The sequence below is a fragment of the Fictibacillus sp. 5RED26 genome (genome assembly GCF_015903895.1).
Taxonomy (GTDB): domain Bacteria; phylum Bacillota; class Bacilli; order Bacillales; family Fictibacillaceae; genus Fictibacillus; species Fictibacillus phosphorivorans.
In genome coordinates, this window is record NZ_JACZDU010000006.1 from 22,235 (window position 1) to 38,809 (window position 16,575).

The window sequence follows — 16,575 nt, forward strand, 5'->3', positions numbered from 1 at the left end:
TTCTATTTGAACGTAGAAGCGGCTTTTGTTATTGAATTTTATAAATGTCTTGTGAACGAGATTCGGTGCTTGCTATCATGTTTTTTTGTTGAATCTTTTTGCGTAAACAAGCCATATGAAGAGAATCAGCGATCAGATCAGCCATCTTCATCACAATGCTGAGTCGTGTGTTTTGAAGGACAAAATACTCCATAAACCCACTTACATTTACGATACCTGTAATGTGCATATCACCCACTGGAGGCAGCTGTTTGTTAACGCCAGCTCCTGGTTTAACAGGACCATCGTTGATCGAGACCATGCCTACGTGGTTTAATCGACCTAAGCAAGCATCAATTCCTATAACAAAAGCACCTGGATGCTCAATCGCAATCATCTTTAGCTTTTCTTCTAAATTAACCGCGTGAACGGGGTCATCTAGTGTGCCGTAAACAAAGAACGGAAAAGTATCTTTATTATGCAATTTTGTACCAACAAGCGGGCCTAATGCATCGCCTGTCGATCTGTCTGTTCCTATACAGACAACGACAACTGGCTGATGAGTTGATTCCGGAAGCATAGGTAATATTTGTTCGGTGATTCTGAGCATCGCTTCCTTGTCTTCGTGGTGCAATTTATATTGAATGGGTTTCCCTAATCCCAGCTTCCGTTTGAGGAACATGACATCCTCTCCTTTATAATGGTTCTACTAGTATACGGAAGAAATCCTTTTCTTATACATGGTAGAATACAATAATCACAGACTTTTGTTTAAAGTCTATACCCGTTTCACGTGAACTCGTAACTCTAGAAGTTTTTCTCAAAAGTAGATCACATATTTACATTTGATATTCTTAGCAAAAGCTGATTAAATAATTTCATAATCAAAGAGAGGAAGATGACCCATTGGCAGGTGCTAACTTACCGGAAACAGCAGAAAAAGCTGTCACGATTTTTTCCGATAAAGAATGGTGGACAGGCATTGCTACGACGAGCTTAAAGATCGTAGGAATCATATTACTCGCTATTATTTTCAAATACATCGTAAAAGCAGCTATCGCTAATGTTTTTAAAGTCCGGCTGAAATCTCCTCTGCGTTTAAGTGAGAGAAGAGAGAACACCCTATTTAGACTGTTAGATAATGTTGCTTCTTATGTTATTTATTTTGTGGCGATCTTGACCATATTAACGGAGTTCGGTGTAGATATTAAAGCGATTCTTGCTGGTGCTGGAGTGGTTGGTCTAGCGATCGGTTTTGGTGCCCAAAGTCTTGTAAAAGATATCATTACAGGATTTTTCATCATTTTCGAGAACCAGTTCTCTGTTGGAGATACGGTACGGATCACAAACTTTGAAGGAACCGTTGAAGAAATTGGATTAAGGACGACAAAAATTAAAAGCTGGACAGGAGAATTGCATATCCTGCCGAATTCGTCTATCACAGAAGTTACGAATTTTTCTGTTCATAACAGTATTGCGGTCGTTGACTTGAGTATTGCTTATGAAGAGGATATCGATAAAGCGCAAAATATTATTCAGGATGTTGTGAAGAACGCTAAGCCAAACTATCCTGAGATGGTTAAAGAACCAGAAGTATTAGGTGTTCAGATGCTTGGTGCATCAGAAGTGGTAATCCGTGTTACAGCAGAGGTACTTCCGATGACACACTTCAAGATCGCACGTGAACTCCGTAAAACGTTAAAACACGAGCTTGAAAGAGCAGGAATTGAGATTCCTTATCCTAAAATGGTCACGTATCAAAAAGAACCGGTGCCAAAAGAAAATAAATAAGGGAGAGCTGAAGTATGCAGCAAAAAGAATTTCAACTTCACGATGAAGTAGAAATGAAGAAGCAGCATCCATGTGGAACGAATCGTTGGAAAGTGATTCGTATGGGTGCGGATATAAGGATTAAATGCATGGGATGTCAGCATAGCGTGATGTTGCCAAGAGCGGAGTTCGCTAAGAAAATTAAGAAAGTCTTATCCTCTCCAGGCGAGTAACAATTCCTGTTTCACGTGAAACAAAAAACACGCGATATAATTTTATAAAATGATTAAACGTTCGAACCGGGTTACACGACCCGGTTCTTCTTGTTTTTTAAGATGATAAAACCTATAATTGGGAAGGATATTTTTTTATTACAATGAAAAGTCTTAGGATTTCTAAGCTTTATATAAAACAGAGGAGTGAATGAACAGTGGCTCTTACAACTGGAATCGTTGGTTTACCGAACGTTGGTAAATCTACATTGTTTAATGCTATTACACAAGCAGGTGCTGAATCTGCTAACTATCCGTTCTGTACGATCGATCCAAACGTTGGAATCGTTGAAGTACCTGACCACCGTCTTCAAAAATTAACAGAGATGGTACAGCCGAAAAAAGTAGTACCTACAACTTTTGAGTTTACAGACATCGCTGGAATCGTAAAAGGTGCGAGTAAAGGAGAAGGGTTAGGAAACAAATTCTTATCTCACATCCGTCAAACAGATGCGATCCTTCAAGTTGTTCGTTGTTTTGATGATGAAAACATCACGCACGTTCACGGAAAAGTTAATCCGATCGATGATATTGAAGTTATCAACCTAGAGCTTATCTTTGCAGATCTTGAGTCTATCGACAAGCGTGTTGCACGTGTTGAAAAGCTTGCAAAGTCTAAAGACAAAGAAGCTGTAGCTGAGTTTGCTGTTCTTTCAAAGATCAAAGAAGCTCTTATGCAAGAACTTCCTGCACGAAGTGTTGATCTAACACCTGAAGAGAAGAAGATTGTTCACACGATGCACCTTCTTACAATGAAGCCGATCCTTTACGTTGCTAACGTAAGCGAAGATGAGCTTTTAGAAGGCACGAACGAGCATGTTGAAGCAGTTAAAGAATATGCGGCACGTGAAAATGCTGAAGTTATCGTAATCTGTGCAAAAGTGGAAGAAGAAATCGCTGAGCTTGATGGCGACGAAAAGATGGCATTCTTAGGAGAACTAGGCATTGAAGAAGCAGGTCTTGATAAGCTGATCCGTGCTTCATATTCTCTTCTTGGTCTAGCTACTTACTTTACAGCGGGAGTTCAAGAAGTACGCGCATGGACTTTCCGTAAAGGGATGAAGGCTCCTGCATGTGCAGGAATCATTCACACGGACTTTGAAAGAGGATTTATCCGTGCAGAGATCGTAGCTTATGATGATCTGATGGCTGCTGGCAACATGGCAGCTGCTAAAGAAAAAGGTAAAGTTCGTCTTGAAGGTAAGGAATATGAGATGAAAGATGGAGATGTTGTTCATTTCCGTTTTAATGTTTAATAAAAGACTGCTGAGAAGAGGTTGATTTCCGTTGCAGGTGCTTCGCTTTCCGCGGGGCAGATGGTGAGCCACATTCGTACGTTTCACTCTTAAGTGTCTCACCTATCCACCTGTCCCGCAGGAGTCTCGCACCTTCCACTCCAATCAACTAGTCAGTGAAGTTTTTAAATAAACGAATCCGAAGCAATTTAGAAAAAACGAAGGAAAAGTTATCGCTTTTCCTCTTTTTTATGCTTTTTTCGAGAGATGCTTGTTTTATGCGAGATGTTTTGATATAATTCTTTATTGTGAGTTAATTGTCAACAAAATTTGTTATGATGATTTTCTCCTTGCCCGAAATAAATGTTTTGGGCCGCTTAGACCAAAAGGAGGTGAACGGAATGAAAAAGTACGAAATTATGTACATCGTCCGTCCGAATATCGAAGAGGAAGCTCTTAAGGCAACGAAAGAGCGTGCGAAAAGCATCCTAACTGACAACGGTGCGGAGATCGCGAACGAAAAGGAAATGGGTAAAAAGCGTTTAGCTTACGAAATCAATGACTTCCGCGATGGATATTACACGCTATTGGAAGTTAACGCTCCAAACGAAGCGATTAATGAATTCGACCGTCTTATGAAGATCAACGAAGATGTTCTTCGTTTCATGACAATCGTAGACGAAAGAAATTAATCCTTTAAGGAGTGGTTCTGAATGCTAAATCGAGTAGTACTGGTGGGACGTTTAACAAAAGACCCAGAATTAAAGTACACTCCAAACGGTGTGGCAGTTGCTAACTTCACACTTGCTGTCAATCGACCTTTTTCGAATCAGCAAGGTGAGCGCGAAGCAGATTTCATTAACTGTGTCGTATGGCGTAAGCCCGCTGAAAATGTAGCGAACTTCTTGAAAAAGGGATCGCTTGCAGGAGTGGATGGACGTTTGCAAACTCGTTCTTACGAGAACCAGCAGGGTCAAAGAGTGTATGTTACTGAAGTAATGGCAGAAAGTGTTCAATTCCTTGAACCTAAAAACGCTAATGCTGGAGGCCAGCAATATCAAGGCAACAGCAACAACTTTGGTGGACCATCAAATGACCGCGGATTTGGGCAGCAAAATCAGAACCGCAGCTATGGAAGTGACAACGGCTTTGGAGGACAGCAACAACAGCAGAATCCAAAACGTAATAACTTCAACGATGACCCGTTTGCAAATGATGGCACGCCGATCGACATCTCTGATGACGATTTGCCATTTTAAACTAACGTAAACTATGAATCGGAATATATAAAATAAAACTAAAGGAGGGGACCAACTATGGCTGGACGTCGTGGTGGACGCCAAAAGCGTCGTAAGGTTTGTTTCTTCACTGTAAACAAAATCACTTACATCGACTACAAGGACACTGATCTTTTAAAGCGTTTCGTTTCTGAGCGCGGTAAGATTCTTCCTCGTCGTGTAACTGGTACATCTGCTAAATATCAACGTCAATTGACTCGTGCGATCAAACGCTCTCGTCACATGGCATTGTTACCATATGTATCTGAATAAGATCGTTTAAAGAACGCAGCTGGGTTTCCTGGCTGCGTTTTTTGTGTTCAAAGATAGTAGTGAGTGTCTGATTTTGTCGAGGATTGTAGACTCGCGGATAAAAGCCTAAAACTCGTGGATAAACCGCTAAAACTTTAGGATTCAGGCATGAAATATGTGGATTGGAGCTCAAAACTTTTGGATTTCTCATCTATACTCATGAAAAAACGGCTTTGAAATGGCCGAGTCAGCCTCTATTGAACCATCGTAGTAGCTTCCCACACCATCTCATAACATTTTCACACATCATTTCCATGAAAACAGGTGAATATCACCTATTTCTGACCCTGCTCAAGCAAACCTTCCATAATTTGTTTACTTCTCTTCAAGTACGTCTATGCTAGAATTATCGTTTAAGTTGAATTACAGCGGTTATGTCACTACAATTAGAACATATGAAGAATTATATGAGGTGAATCATGCGCAATACTAAAGTATTGGTGGAAGGTGCCGTTGTTTCGGGCATTTATACGCTTCTTTTTTTGATCAGTATGTACATACCGTTATTTAGCTTGGTCTCGTTATTTATTTTGCCGCTCCCGTTTATCATTTATCTGTACCGGCAGGATCTTAAAGCGGGATTACTCCTATGGGCGGTCACATTTGGTGTGTCGCTGGCATTTGCGGGGCTTAACGGTATCATCGTTACCCTATTTGCTGGTTTGACCGGAATTGTGATGGGGGAACTTTATAGAAGAAAAAAACCAGCATTTGCGGTTCTGCTTGGGGCGAGTTTGTCGAACATCGTGAACATGTTAGGAACGCTCGCTATAGCTCAAGTATTCATGGGCATCAATTTTGTAAAAGAATTAGAGACTCAGTTTCAAAGTGCGATAGGAACAGCGGAGGATTTATATAAATCCGGTGGACAAGATCCTACCCAGATTGAGAAATTTAAAGAGCAAGCGGAGTTAATTCCGATGATGCTTCCGACATATATTATCGGAGGAGCGGTTATCCTTGCCTTTTTAACGCATATCGCCGCAAGAATGCTGATGAAAAGAATGCGTTATGATGTTCCGTCGTTCCCACCGTTTCGTGAGTGGAACCTGCCAAAATCGTTTTTGTGGTATTATATTATAGCGATTGTTTTAACATTCAGTATGCCTGAAAAGGGTACGTCTTTATATATTGTAACGATAAATTTGTATATGATATTATCGTTTGTACTTATAATACAAGGTTTCACAGTTATTTTTTATTATGCCTGGATAAAGAATTGGAAGAGAAAAAGAATCATATTGTTGATTATACTCTTGTTTTTGCTGAACTCTTTCCTGCCGATTCCTCTGGAAGTCGTTAAATTCTTAGGTATAATTGATTTAGGGTTTATGATCAAAAAACGGTTGAAACCAAAACAGTAGGAGCTGAAAGTATGCCAAAGTTTTTACTAAAACGGTGGCATGGTTATCCCGTCATCGCCTTATTTGTAACTTCTGTTGTTCTGGTAAGTATCATCACGTATTTTCATTGGATGATTGGAATGGCAGGCTTCGTGCTGCTAGGCGGTTTGTTTTATTATGCCATGAAAGCCGAAGCTAGTTTTCAGGAGGAGCTGGGCGATTATATTTCGACTCTTTCTCACCGCTTGAAGAAGGTGGGAGAAGAAGCGTTGATGGAAATGCCGATCGGGATTATTTTGTATGATGAGGATTTTAAGATCGAATGGGCGAATCCATACATGGGAGCCCTTATTGAAGAAGAGTCCTTTATCGGCCATTCTCTAAACCATGTTTCAGAAGAACTGATTCCTCATATCAAGAGTGATGCAAAGGAAGAAGTTATAAAGATTAATACACATAGATTTCAAGTGAACTTCAAAAAAGAAGATAGACTGCTTTACTTTTTTGATGTGACCGAGCAGTTAGATCTTGAACGTTTGTATGATGAAGAACAAACGGTCATGGCGATTATCTATCTCGATAACTATGAAGAAGTAACGCAAGGACTAGATGACCAGTTTCGATCAACGATCAACTCAAAAGTTACGTCTGTGTTGAATGAATGGGCGAACGTACACGGCATCTTCTTAAAACGAACGTCTTCTGAGCGATTTTTAGCTGTATTCAACCAACGAATCCTTTATGAGCTGGAGAAAAATAAATTCAGCGTACTTGATGAGGTGAGAGAGTCTACAGCTAAGCAGAATATCTCTCTTACGCTCAGTATCGGGGTTGCCGCTGGAACATCTTCACTGCCTGAGCTCGGACAGCTATCTCAATCGAGTCTGGATCTTGCTCTTGGACGCGGAGGCGACCAGGTTGCGATCAAACAGACGAACGGAAAAGTACGTTTCTATGGAGGAAAAACAAATCCTGTTGAAAAACGTACGCGCGTACGTGCCCGCGTCATCTCACATGCTCTGAGTGAATTGGTGGCAGATAGTGACAAGGTCATCATCATGGGGCATAAGAACCCAGATATGGACTCAATCGGTTCTGCAATCGGGATTTTGAAGGTCGCGCAAGTGAATGGAAAAGACGGGTATATCGTACTTGACCAAGCCAATATCGATATCGGCGTTCAGCGCTTGATGGATGAGCTGAAAGAAACAGAATCGATTTGGAAGTTTTTCATCTCGCCCGAAGAAGCGCTCGAGCTCGCATCGAGAGACACGCTTCTAGTCGTAGTTGATACACATAAACCGACGATGGTTATTGAAGAGAAACTGTTATCCAAGCTTGATCATGTCGTGGTCATCGATCACCATCGCCGTGGTGAGGAGTTTATTAAAGATCCGGTGCTTGTATACATGGAGCCGTATGCTTCATCTACAGCAGAACTCGTAACAGAACTTCTCGAATACCAGCCGAAGAGACTGAAGATGCGTATGCTTGAAGCAACAGCCCTTCTTGCAGGTATTATCGTTGATACGAAGAGTTTCACCCTCAGAACAGGATCTCGTACGTTTGATGCTGCATCTTATTTAAGAGCGCATGGTGCGGACACGATTCTTGTTCAAAAGTTTTTAAAAGAAGATTTAAACACGTATACAAGACGTTCCAAGCTCATTGAGAGTTCGGATGTTTATAAAAAAGGTATCGTCATTGCCAAGAGCTCTCCTGAGGATGCGTACAATCAAGTCGTGATCGCTCAGGCGGCAGATATACTATTAACTATGAACGGCATTCAAGCATCCTTTGTTATTGCAAATCGCATTGACGGCAAAGTAAGCATCAGTGCTCGTTCGCTTGGGGACATCAACGTGCAGATGATCATGGAGAGACTGGAAGGCGGAGGACATCTTACGAACGCTGCCTGCCAGATTGAGAACAGCTCGATTGATGAAGCAGAGATACATTTAAAACGTATTATTGATGAGTATATTGAAGGGGGAGAAGAGGAATGAAAGTAATTTTTCTTCAAGATGTAAAGGGTAAAGGCAAAAAAGGCGAGGTTAAGAACGTTTCTGAAGGCTATGCACGAAACTTCTTATTTCCGAAGAACTTAGCTTCAGAAGCTACATCAGGCGCTATGGCAACACTTCAAGGCCAACAGAAGAGTGAAGAGAAGAAACAACAAGCTCAATTAGAAGAGGCTGAAGCGTTAAAAGCAAAACTTGCTGAGATGACCGTTACGATCAAAACGAAAACAGGTGAAGGTGGCCGCGTTTTCGGTTCTGTGACAAGTAAACAGATCGCTGATGGCTTGAAAGAGCAAGGGATCAAGATTGATAAGCGTAAGATTGAGCTTGCTGAGCCGATTAAAGCACTTGGTTACACGAATGTTTCGATTAAAGTGCATCAACAGGTTACGGCAACTGTAAAAGTACACGTAACAGAAGAATAAAAGAGCCGGGTTTTCCCGGTTTTTTTGCGGGCCAAGAAAGCGTTGATCTCCGTTTCAGATGCTCGCTTTCCGGGGGGCGTGCGGTGAGCCTCTTAGCGCATAGCGCTGTTAAGAGTCTCACCTGTCCTGCTGATCCCCCAGGAGTCTCGCATCTTGCGCTCCAATCAACTTTTCAAAGAAGAAAAAGCTAAAAACCAATACTTTAATATAGCAAAACTGTTAAATATCGAAAAGGATTAAGGAAAGGAGGAACTACTATGAGTGATTTATTTGCTGACCGTATACCGCCGCAGAATATTGAAGCGGAGCAGGCTGTTCTTGGTGCGATCTTTTTAGAGCCCGAAGCTCTTATTACGGCATCTGAGATTCTGCTTCCGGAAGATTTTTACCGTGCTACTCATCAAAGAATCTATCGCGTGATGCTCGATCTTAACGCAAAAGGCGAGCCGGTCGATCTTATCACCGTTACGTCAGAGCTTCAGGATAAGAACCAGCTGGATGAAGTCGGCGGCTTGTCCTTCTTAACGGAGTTAGCGGATAGTTCTCCGACGGCTGCGAACATTGAGTATTACAGCAAGATCGTTGAAGAGAAATCTCTTCTTCGCCGGTTAATTCGTACAGCGACTGATATTACAGCGAACAGCTATGCGCGTGAAGAAGAAGTAGAAGCGATCTTAAACGAAGCGGAAAAGTCGATCTTAGAAGTAGCGAACCGGAAGAACACGAGTGCTTTTACAGCGATTAAGGATGTCTTGGTTCACGCTTACGATAACATTGAAGCTCTTCATAACCGTAAAGGTGATATTACGGGAATACCGACCGGGTTTAATGACTTGGACCGAATGACGGCTGGCTTTCAGCGAAACGATCTAATCATCGTTGCCGCTCGTCCATCCGTAGGTAAAACCGCGTTTGCTCTGAACATCGCGCAGAACGTTGCAACAAAGACAGAGGAGAATGTGGCTATATTCAGCCTAGAGATGGGTGCTGAACAGCTTGTCATGCGTATGCTTTGTGCAGAGGGTAATCTAGATGCACAGCGACTTCGTACAGGGTCTTTGTTACCCGAAGACTGGCAAAAGCTTACGATGGCTATGGGAAGCCTGTCAGCAGCTGGTATCTACATCGATGATACGCCGGGTATTCGTATTAATGATATTCGTGCTAAATGCCGTCGCCTGAAGCAGGAGAAGGGTCTGGGTATGATTTTGATCGATTACTTGCAGCTTATTATGGGTAGCGGGAAATCAGGCGAAAACCGCCAACAGGAGGTTTCTGAGATCTCTCGTTCACTAAAAGCACTTGCTCGTGAGCTGGAAGTTCCGGTTATCGCCCTTTCTCAGCTATCTCGTGGTGTTGAATCCCGTCAGGACAAGCGGCCGATGATGTCCGATATCCGTGAATCAGGTTCCATCGAGCAGGATGCCGATATCGTTGCCTTTCTATATCGTGACGATTATTACGATAAAGAATCAGAAGCGAAGAACATCATTGAGATCATCATCGCTAAGCAGCGTAACGGTCCAACAGGAACGGTAGAGCTCGCTTTCGTAAAAGAATATAATAAGTTCGTTAACCTGGATAGGCGGCATGATGAGAGTGCCATACCGCCGGGCGCATAAAAAAAGCAGCTGGAATTTATTCCGGCTGCTTTTGCATTTCTATTACTTTATTTTCTATTAACCACATTTCTATTCTGTTTTTCACTTTATCTTTTTGAAACGTCTGCCATTTTTCATGTAAACCGAGCTCAATCACTTTATCGGTAAAACGTTTGAAAGGCTCATCCTCATTTAAAGCGTGAAGCAGTTCGCTGTCTTGATGAAAGCTCTCAAATTCAACCATCCAGCTGAAGGATTCAACGTTCATCACCTTTGGAATCTCAATAAATCGGTCTGGTTCTTCGGTATCTAGAAATTCTAGGTTGGGAAGGCCACCGGTTTCGATCGCATCAAGCAGTATCGTTTGTTCATTTTTGTCTAAATAATAGATGTGGTTTGCTTTTGTATCCATATAAGCCACCATTAATTTTTCGATAAGCAAGTAATCGTACCTCCTAAAAAAGGTGAATACTAAAGGATACGATAAGGTTTTCGATCTTTTGGCTATAGAAATGTAAAATTATTACGAACGAAAATATTAATTTATCTTTTAATGTTCGTGTTTTTGATTGACTTCTATCAGATATATTGCTAAACTAAGCTTGGTTTTCAAGATTAGATGATAAATTCGTCAATCGTTAATTTCATGGAGGTGCAACCATGTCATCAGTAGTAGTAGTAGGAACACAATGGGGAGATGAAGGAAAAGGTAAGATTACCGATTATCTCTCAGAAAAAGCAGAAGTAGTAGCTAGATACCAAGGCGGTAACAACGCTGGTCATACAATCGTATTTGAAGGTAAGAAGTATAAGCTTCACCTTATTCCATCTGGAATCTTTTATAAAGATAAAATCTGCGTGATCGGAAACGGAATGGTTGTCGATCCGAAAGCAGTTCTTGAAGAGCTTGCTTATCTACACGGCCACGGAGTAAGTACGGACAACCTTCGTATTTCTAACCGTGCGCACGTCATTCTTCCTTATCACCTTCGTCAAGATATCTTAGAGGAAGAGAGCAAGGGTGCTAACAAGATCGGCACAACGAAAAAAGGAATCGGTCCTGCATACATGGATAAAGCAGCTCGTATCGGAATCCGTATCGCTGACCTTTTAGATCGTGAAGAATTTGAAGAGAAGTTAGAGCGCAACTTAGCGGAAAAGAATCGTTTATTCGAACGCATCTATGAATCAGAAGGCTTTACGAAAGAGCAGATCTTAGATGAGTATTATGAATACGGTCAACAAATTAAAAAATATGTAGTCGACACATCAGTTGTTCTTAACGATGCATTGGATGATGGCCGTCGTGTTCTATTTGAAGGCGCACAAGGTGTTATGCTTGATATCGACCAAGGAACATATCCATTCGTTACGTCTTCAAACCCTATCGCAGGGGGAGTAACAATCGGTTCTGGTGTTGGTCCTTCTAAGATCAACCATGTTGTAGGTGTTTCAAAAGCGTATACAACACGTGTTGGAGATGGTCCGTTCCCAACTGAGCTTCATGATGAGATCGGTAACCAAATTCGTGAAGTTGGCCGTGAGTACGGTACAACGACAGGACGTCCGCGTCGTGTAGGTTGGTTTGACGCAGTAGTTGTTCGTCATGCTCGCCGTGTTTCAGGGATCACGGATCTTTCTTTGAACTCAATCGACGTTCTAACAGGTATTGAAACGTTGAAAATCTGTGTAGCGTACAAATACAAAGGTGAACTAACGTATGAATTCCCAGCGAGCCTTAAAGAGCTTGCTCAATGTGAGCCTGTATTCGAAGAAATGCCAGGCTGGACAGAAGATATTACAGGTGTGAAAGATCTTGGAGAGCTTCCAGAGAACGCGCGTCATTATGTAGAGCGTATCTCGCAAGTAACTGGTATTCCACTTTCTATCTTCTCAGTTGGACCAGACCGTAACCAAACAAACATGGTACGAGGCGTATTCGCTTAAAAATTTGTGGCCCCTTGGTGAAACGAGGGGCTTTATTTTTGATGAAATAGAAATGCTTTCGTGAGTATTTTTAAGGATTCCAAAGTTTTTTTGAAAAATATACAGAAAACATATTGCCAAAGCTTCAATATCGTGATAAAGTAACACTTGTCGTGAAAAAACGACAAACGTTTTAAAACAAAGCACGAGCCATTAGCTCAGTTGGTAGAGCATCTGACTTTTAATCAGAGGGTCGAAGGTTCGAATCCTTCATGGCTCACCACTTTTTTTAAAAAAGTGGCCCGTTGGTCAAGCGGTTAAGACACCGCCCTTTCACGGCGGTAACACGGGTTCGAATCCCGTACGGGTCACCATTTTTTCTTTAAGTAAAGTAAATAAAAGCATTTAAAAGTGGACTCGTGGTGTAGTGGTTAACATGCCTGCCTGTCACGCAGGAGATCGCCGGTTCGACCCCGGTCGGGTCCGCCACTTTTATGGCTCGATAGCTCAGATGGTAGAGCAGAGGACTGAAAATCCTCGTGTCGGCGGTTCGATTCCGTCTCGAGCCACCATTTTACTTTAAAAATCCTAAAACATGTTGCATGTTCCTTGAAAAGGGAGCATGCTTTTTTTATTTTTTTGCGTACGGTCGGTCGCCGTTAGTGGAGGGTATGTAGCAAGGACGTCTTTGTCGAGAATGATCGAATGGCCTTTATTTTGTCTCTAAGACTTAATTGCCATCGAATTAGACTTAATTTTTTTTATTTCGACTTAATTGCATCAAGATTAGACTTAATTAACAGCTCAAGTACCCCGTGGGGTATCAACACTGACCCCTTCCGGCAGCAGAAACAACACCGATACACCTCAAAAAAAGCATGCAAAGAGACATGCACAGCACAAATCAGCTTATCCACACTAAGATTCATAACATTTTCACACCAACCATATACTTTTAATGCTGATAAAGAGGGATAAGTACTCAATCGTTCGAATATAGTGTATCAATTGGGATGAGGAAGGTAGTGATCATACAGATGGAATTTGAATGGGCGCTGTATTTGATCGCGAGTTACCTTGTTGGTTGCATCATGACAGGGTTTCTTGTAGCAAAGCTTATAAAAGGCGTTGATTTACGATTGTTAGGCAGCGGAAATATAGGAGCACGGAATGCTGGAAGAGTATTAGGGCCATCAGGATTCGTACTCACGTTAGCTGGCGACATCTTAAAAGCGGCTGCGGTCGTTTGGGCAGGCATACAATTTCAATTTCCCCCATATATACAGCTTCTTGGTTTTCTAGCGGTGATTCTCGGACATCTCTATCCCATCTTTCTTCGTTTTCATGGCGGGAAGGGAGTCGCTTCTTTTATCGGAGGGATGATTATTTTTCACCCCATATCTGCTGTTCTTGTAGCAGCTGCATTTCTGCTCTTTTATGGAATTAAAAGAAGTCTAACTGTAGCGGGACTTTTTGCTTTTGCGCTCACTCCTTTCTTCTACTGGCTGTTTGAAAAGCAGTGGCTAGAGACGTTACTCCTGATTCCAATCAGCTTCCTTGTTGTGTATGTTCAAAAAGAAGATATAAAAGAGCGCATCAAATTAACGGAATAGGTGTTAAATAAGGGTATAAATCGGTGAATTTATACTCTTTTTTATGTCGTTTATTTACAGTTGCATTACAAAATCCCTGAAATTCTGACAAAGCGAAATTCCTTATGATAGGATACTAGAGGTGCTAAAGGCATAAAGAGTAGTAGGTCTTTAGGCATATTTTAGAGATTATAGAAAGAATCTTTAGGGGGAAATAGAAAAAGTGAACAGTCGAAAAACCACTGAAAGATTTATTAAATATATCGCACTGCCGTTCGTTGCAGTGATTTTAATAGTGTCAGCATTCACGATGAATCCATCGAACACATCTGCGAGTAGCGACGATAACCAGTTGATCAAGACGGTTTATCACGTTTATGTAGATGGAAAGAAGGTTGGAACGGTTCGTGAAGAAAGTGTTGTCGACGAGACAGTCGACCAAATTCTCCAACAGGCAAAAGGTAGAAAGAATAACTTTGCTTTTGCAGTGAGAGAGTCTATCGAGCTTAAGCCTGAAAAAATGTTCAGACCAGAGTTTGATAACGAAGAAGTAAGAGAGAACTTGAAGAAGCAGCTAACGGTTGAAGTTGAGGCTTATCGTTTAGTCGTTGGCGGACAAACTGTTGCGTATGTTTCTAGCAAAAAAGAAGCAAAAGATACGTTGCTGAAGCTAAAGCTCGAACATGTTTCAAAAGCCGAGCTAGATGACATCGAAAAAAAGAAAGCTGAGAACGAAAAGCTTGAAGTACCGGACTTAAAATCGGGAGAACGTAAAGTGGTTGATATCGACTTTTCAGCGCCAGTTCTTATTCAAAAAGCGCAAACATCTATCAGTAAGCTCGTTACGGTAGATGATGCCATTTCTTCTTTGAAAGAAGGCAGTCTGCACAAAAAAGAGCATGTGGTTCAAAAAGGAGAAACGGTTCAATCCATCCTAGAAAAATATCACTTAACGATGGATCAGTTATTCACGTTAAACCCAAGGCTTATGTTAGTACCCGTTGTTCGTACAGGACAGGCAGTAACCGTTACTGAAAAAGAGCCTTATACCGAGGTCCTTGTGTACGAAGCAACACGTGTTCAGAATGAACTTCCTTTCCAGGTTGAGAAGCAAGAAGATAGTACGTTGGAAAAAGGACAGGTTAAAACCGTTCAAAAAGGACAAGTTGGCTTAGAAGATATTACGTATACAACAAGAAAAGCCGATAACAAAGTGCTACAAAAAGAAATTTTAGAGAAAAAGCAAGTGAAGACTCCGGTTACAGAAATTCAAAAGATTGGTACGAAAGTGATTCCTTCTAAAGGGACAGGAACTCTTTCATGGCCGGCTGTAGGTGGATATATTTCTAGCCATAAAGGCACGCGCTGGGGTAAAGAGCATAAAGGAATGGATATTGCTCGACCTTCAGAACGTTCAATCTTAGCTGCAGACAACGGTAAAGTTGTTTCTGCTAGGTGGGATGGAGATTATGGAAACAAGATCATTATTGATCACAACAATGGCATGAGAACCATTTATGCGCATCTTGATTCTATTTCTGTTTCATCAGGTGATGTTGTGCAGAAAGGATCAAAGATTGGTCTGATGGGTTCAACTGGGCGATCGACTGGAGTGCATTTGCATTTTGAAGTGTACGAGAATGGTGTGCTTAAAGATCCAGCTGATTTTGTAAGTGAAAATTAAAAAAATGTGAAAGTAGGTTGATTTCCGTTTCAGATGCTCGCTTTCCAGGGGGCGTGCGGTGAGCCTCTTAGCGCTCTGCGCTGTTAAGAGTCTCACCTGTCCCGCTGATCCCCTAGGAGTCTCGCATCCTACACTACAACCAACCTTGCAATGAAGATAAATAACAAACAAACCTCTTAGGATCTATAGCATCCTGGGAGGTTTTTCATGCTCAAAACGAATTGAATTACTTTCAGGATGTATTCCACACAGCGAACTTTCGACGGTGATCTTATGTGAACCCAACTTTTCTTTGTCAAAAATTAGAAGGTTTTGCTAGTAGTATGGAGAAAGTTTCAACTGTGATAAAATAGTAGAGATACCATATAATCGATACTACAAAATATTCTGCTATATATAAAATAGAGTTTCCGAAAGAAGGAGCGTTCTCATGGATAAGAAAATTCTCGTTGTGGATGATGAAAAACCCATTGCAGATATTCTGCAGTTTAATCTTGAAAAAGAAGGTTTTACTGTAAGTTGCGCATATGATGGCATTAATGCGTTAGAAAAGGTAGAAAAAGAGAAGCCGGATATGATTTTACTAGATATCATGCTTCCACTAAAAGACGGTATGGAAGTATGCCGTGAGATCCGTAAAAAGTACGATATGCCGATCATCATGCTTACAGCAAAAGACTCTGAAATTGATAAAGTATTAGGTTTAGAGCTTGGGGCCGATGATTACGTGACGAAGCCGTTCAGCACGCGTGAATTAATTGCACGTGTTAAGGCTAACCTGCGCCGTCATCAGCAGGAATCAGAGCGTGAAGTAGACGAGAACAATGAGATCACGATCGGTTCTCTCACGATTCATCCTGATGCTTATATCGTGACCAAACGTGGCGAAACCATCGAGTTAACACATCGTGAATTTGAACTGCTGCATTATTTAGCAAAACATATCGGACAAGTGATGACGCGTGAACACTTACTCCAAACCGTATGGGGATACGACTACTTTGGTGATGTAAGAACGGTCGATGTAACGGTTCGTCGTCTGCGCGAAAAAGTTGAAGATAACCCAAGTCACCCATTATGGATCATTACAAGACGCGGAGTGGGGTATTACTTAAGAAATCCTGATCAGGAGTAGTCA

The 16,575-nt window shown here is 41.5% G+C and carries 16 protein-coding genes and 4 tRNA genes; 18 read left to right on the top strand and 2 right to left on the bottom strand.

All coding sequences use genetic code 11. The annotated features are described in order from the left end of the window. Positions 1 to 28 precede the first annotated feature (28 nt). Positions 29 to 661 (bottom strand): spore protease YyaC, encoded by a 633-nt coding sequence (gene yyaC / locus IHV10_RS18065; protein ID WP_197132746.1) that lies wholly within the window; start codon positions 659 to 661, stop codon positions 29 to 31. A gap of 224 nt (positions 662 to 885) precedes the next feature. Between yyaC and IHV10_RS18070 the strand changes: the two genes are divergently transcribed. From IHV10_RS18070 to dnaB, 10 genes are all read left to right on the top strand, one after another. Then, complete coding sequence (locus IHV10_RS18070) at positions 886 to 1,770, top strand: mechanosensitive ion channel family protein (protein WP_231618389.1); 885 nt, start codon at positions 886 to 888, stop codon at positions 1,768 to 1,770. 14 nt (positions 1,771 to 1,784) lie between these two features. After that, the gene (locus IHV10_RS18075; protein WP_066244210.1) at positions 1,785 to 1,982 is read left to right on the top strand and encodes a DUF951 domain-containing protein; all 198 of its coding nucleotides are present in this window, start codon (positions 1,785 to 1,787) and stop codon (positions 1,980 to 1,982) included. A gap of 197 nt (positions 1,983 to 2,179) precedes the next feature. Continuing rightward, complete coding sequence (ychF, locus tag IHV10_RS18080) at positions 2,180 to 3,277, top strand: redox-regulated ATPase YchF (RefSeq protein ID WP_137791310.1); 1,098 nt, start codon at positions 2,180 to 2,182, stop codon at positions 3,275 to 3,277. Between the two features lie 380 nt (positions 3,278 to 3,657). Continuing rightward, positions 3,658 to 3,948: a 30S ribosomal protein S6 gene (gene rpsF / locus IHV10_RS18085; protein ID WP_066399533.1), complete on the top strand. Its 291-nt coding sequence runs from the start codon at positions 3,658 to 3,660 to the stop codon at positions 3,946 to 3,948. Positions 3,949 to 3,969: 21 nt separating this feature from the next. After that, positions 3,970 to 4,515, top strand: a complete 546-nt coding sequence (ssb, locus tag IHV10_RS18090) for a single-stranded DNA-binding protein (protein ID WP_066399530.1) — start codon at positions 3,970 to 3,972, stop codon at positions 4,513 to 4,515. Positions 4,516 to 4,572: 57 nt separating this feature from the next. Next, positions 4,573 to 4,806, top strand: coding sequence for a 30S ribosomal protein S18 (gene rpsR / locus IHV10_RS18095; protein WP_066399523.1), 234 nt, complete (start codon positions 4,573 to 4,575; stop codon positions 4,804 to 4,806). A 458-nt stretch (positions 4,807 to 5,264) separates the two neighbouring features. After that, positions 5,265 to 6,209, top strand: coding sequence for a YybS family protein (locus tag IHV10_RS18100; protein ID WP_197132749.1), 945 nt, complete (start codon positions 5,265 to 5,267; stop codon positions 6,207 to 6,209). 11 nt (positions 6,210 to 6,220) lie between these two features. Next, complete coding sequence (locus tag IHV10_RS18105; RefSeq protein ID WP_197132751.1) at positions 6,221 to 8,194, top strand: DHH family phosphoesterase; 1,974 nt, start codon at positions 6,221 to 6,223, stop codon at positions 8,192 to 8,194. Continuing rightward, positions 8,191 to 8,634 (top strand): 50S ribosomal protein L9, encoded by a 444-nt coding sequence (gene rplI, locus IHV10_RS18110; protein ID WP_197132754.1) that lies wholly within the window; start codon positions 8,191 to 8,193, stop codon positions 8,632 to 8,634. Before IHV10_RS18105 ends, rplI begins: the two co-directional genes overlap by 4 nt. A 257-nt stretch (positions 8,635 to 8,891) precedes the next feature. Continuing rightward, positions 8,892 to 10,256, top strand: a complete 1,365-nt coding sequence (gene dnaB / locus IHV10_RS18115) for a replicative DNA helicase (protein WP_144696584.1) — start codon at positions 8,892 to 8,894, stop codon at positions 10,254 to 10,256. A 16-nt stretch (positions 10,257 to 10,272) separates the two neighbouring features. Here the strand turns inward: dnaB and IHV10_RS18120 are convergent, their stop codons facing one another. Then, positions 10,273 to 10,677 (bottom strand): UPF0158 family protein, encoded by a 405-nt coding sequence (locus IHV10_RS18120; protein WP_197132757.1) that lies wholly within the window; start codon positions 10,675 to 10,677, stop codon positions 10,273 to 10,275. Positions 10,678 to 10,895: 218 nt separating this feature from the next. On the opposite strand from IHV10_RS18120, the gene IHV10_RS18125 reads away from it, so the two are divergent. The 8 genes from IHV10_RS18125 to yycF all read left to right on the top strand — a co-directional run bounded on the left by IHV10_RS18125 (position 10,896) and on the right by yycF (position 16,572). Then, complete coding sequence (locus tag IHV10_RS18125) at positions 10,896 to 12,182, top strand: adenylosuccinate synthase (RefSeq protein WP_197132760.1); 1,287 nt, start codon at positions 10,896 to 10,898, stop codon at positions 12,180 to 12,182. Between the two features lie 186 nt (positions 12,183 to 12,368). Beyond that, a tRNA-Lys gene (locus tag IHV10_RS18130) sits at positions 12,369 to 12,444 on the top strand. 16 nt (positions 12,445 to 12,460) lie between these two features. After that, positions 12,461 to 12,535, top strand: a tRNA-Glu gene (locus tag IHV10_RS18135). A 39-nt stretch (positions 12,536 to 12,574) separates the two neighbouring features. Continuing rightward, positions 12,575 to 12,650, top strand: a tRNA-Asp gene (locus tag IHV10_RS18140). Positions 12,651 to 12,657: 7 nt separating this feature from the next. After that, positions 12,658 to 12,733 (top strand) — tRNA-Phe (locus IHV10_RS18145). Between the two features lie 453 nt (positions 12,734 to 13,186). Then, a complete protein-coding gene (locus IHV10_RS18150) occupies positions 13,187 to 13,774 on the top strand; it encodes a glycerol-3-phosphate acyltransferase (protein WP_197132763.1) in 588 nt (195 codons plus the stop codon). Positions 13,775 to 13,976: 202 nt separating this feature from the next. Then, the gene (locus tag IHV10_RS18155; RefSeq protein ID WP_197132766.1) at positions 13,977 to 15,437 is read left to right on the top strand and encodes a peptidoglycan DD-metalloendopeptidase family protein; all 1,461 of its coding nucleotides are present in this window, start codon (positions 13,977 to 13,979) and stop codon (positions 15,435 to 15,437) included. Positions 15,438 to 15,867: 430 nt separating this feature from the next. Then, positions 15,868 to 16,572, top strand: coding sequence for a response regulator YycF (gene yycF, locus IHV10_RS18160; RefSeq protein ID WP_066244253.1), 705 nt, complete (start codon positions 15,868 to 15,870; stop codon positions 16,570 to 16,572). Positions 16,573 to 16,575: the final 3 nt, after the last annotated feature.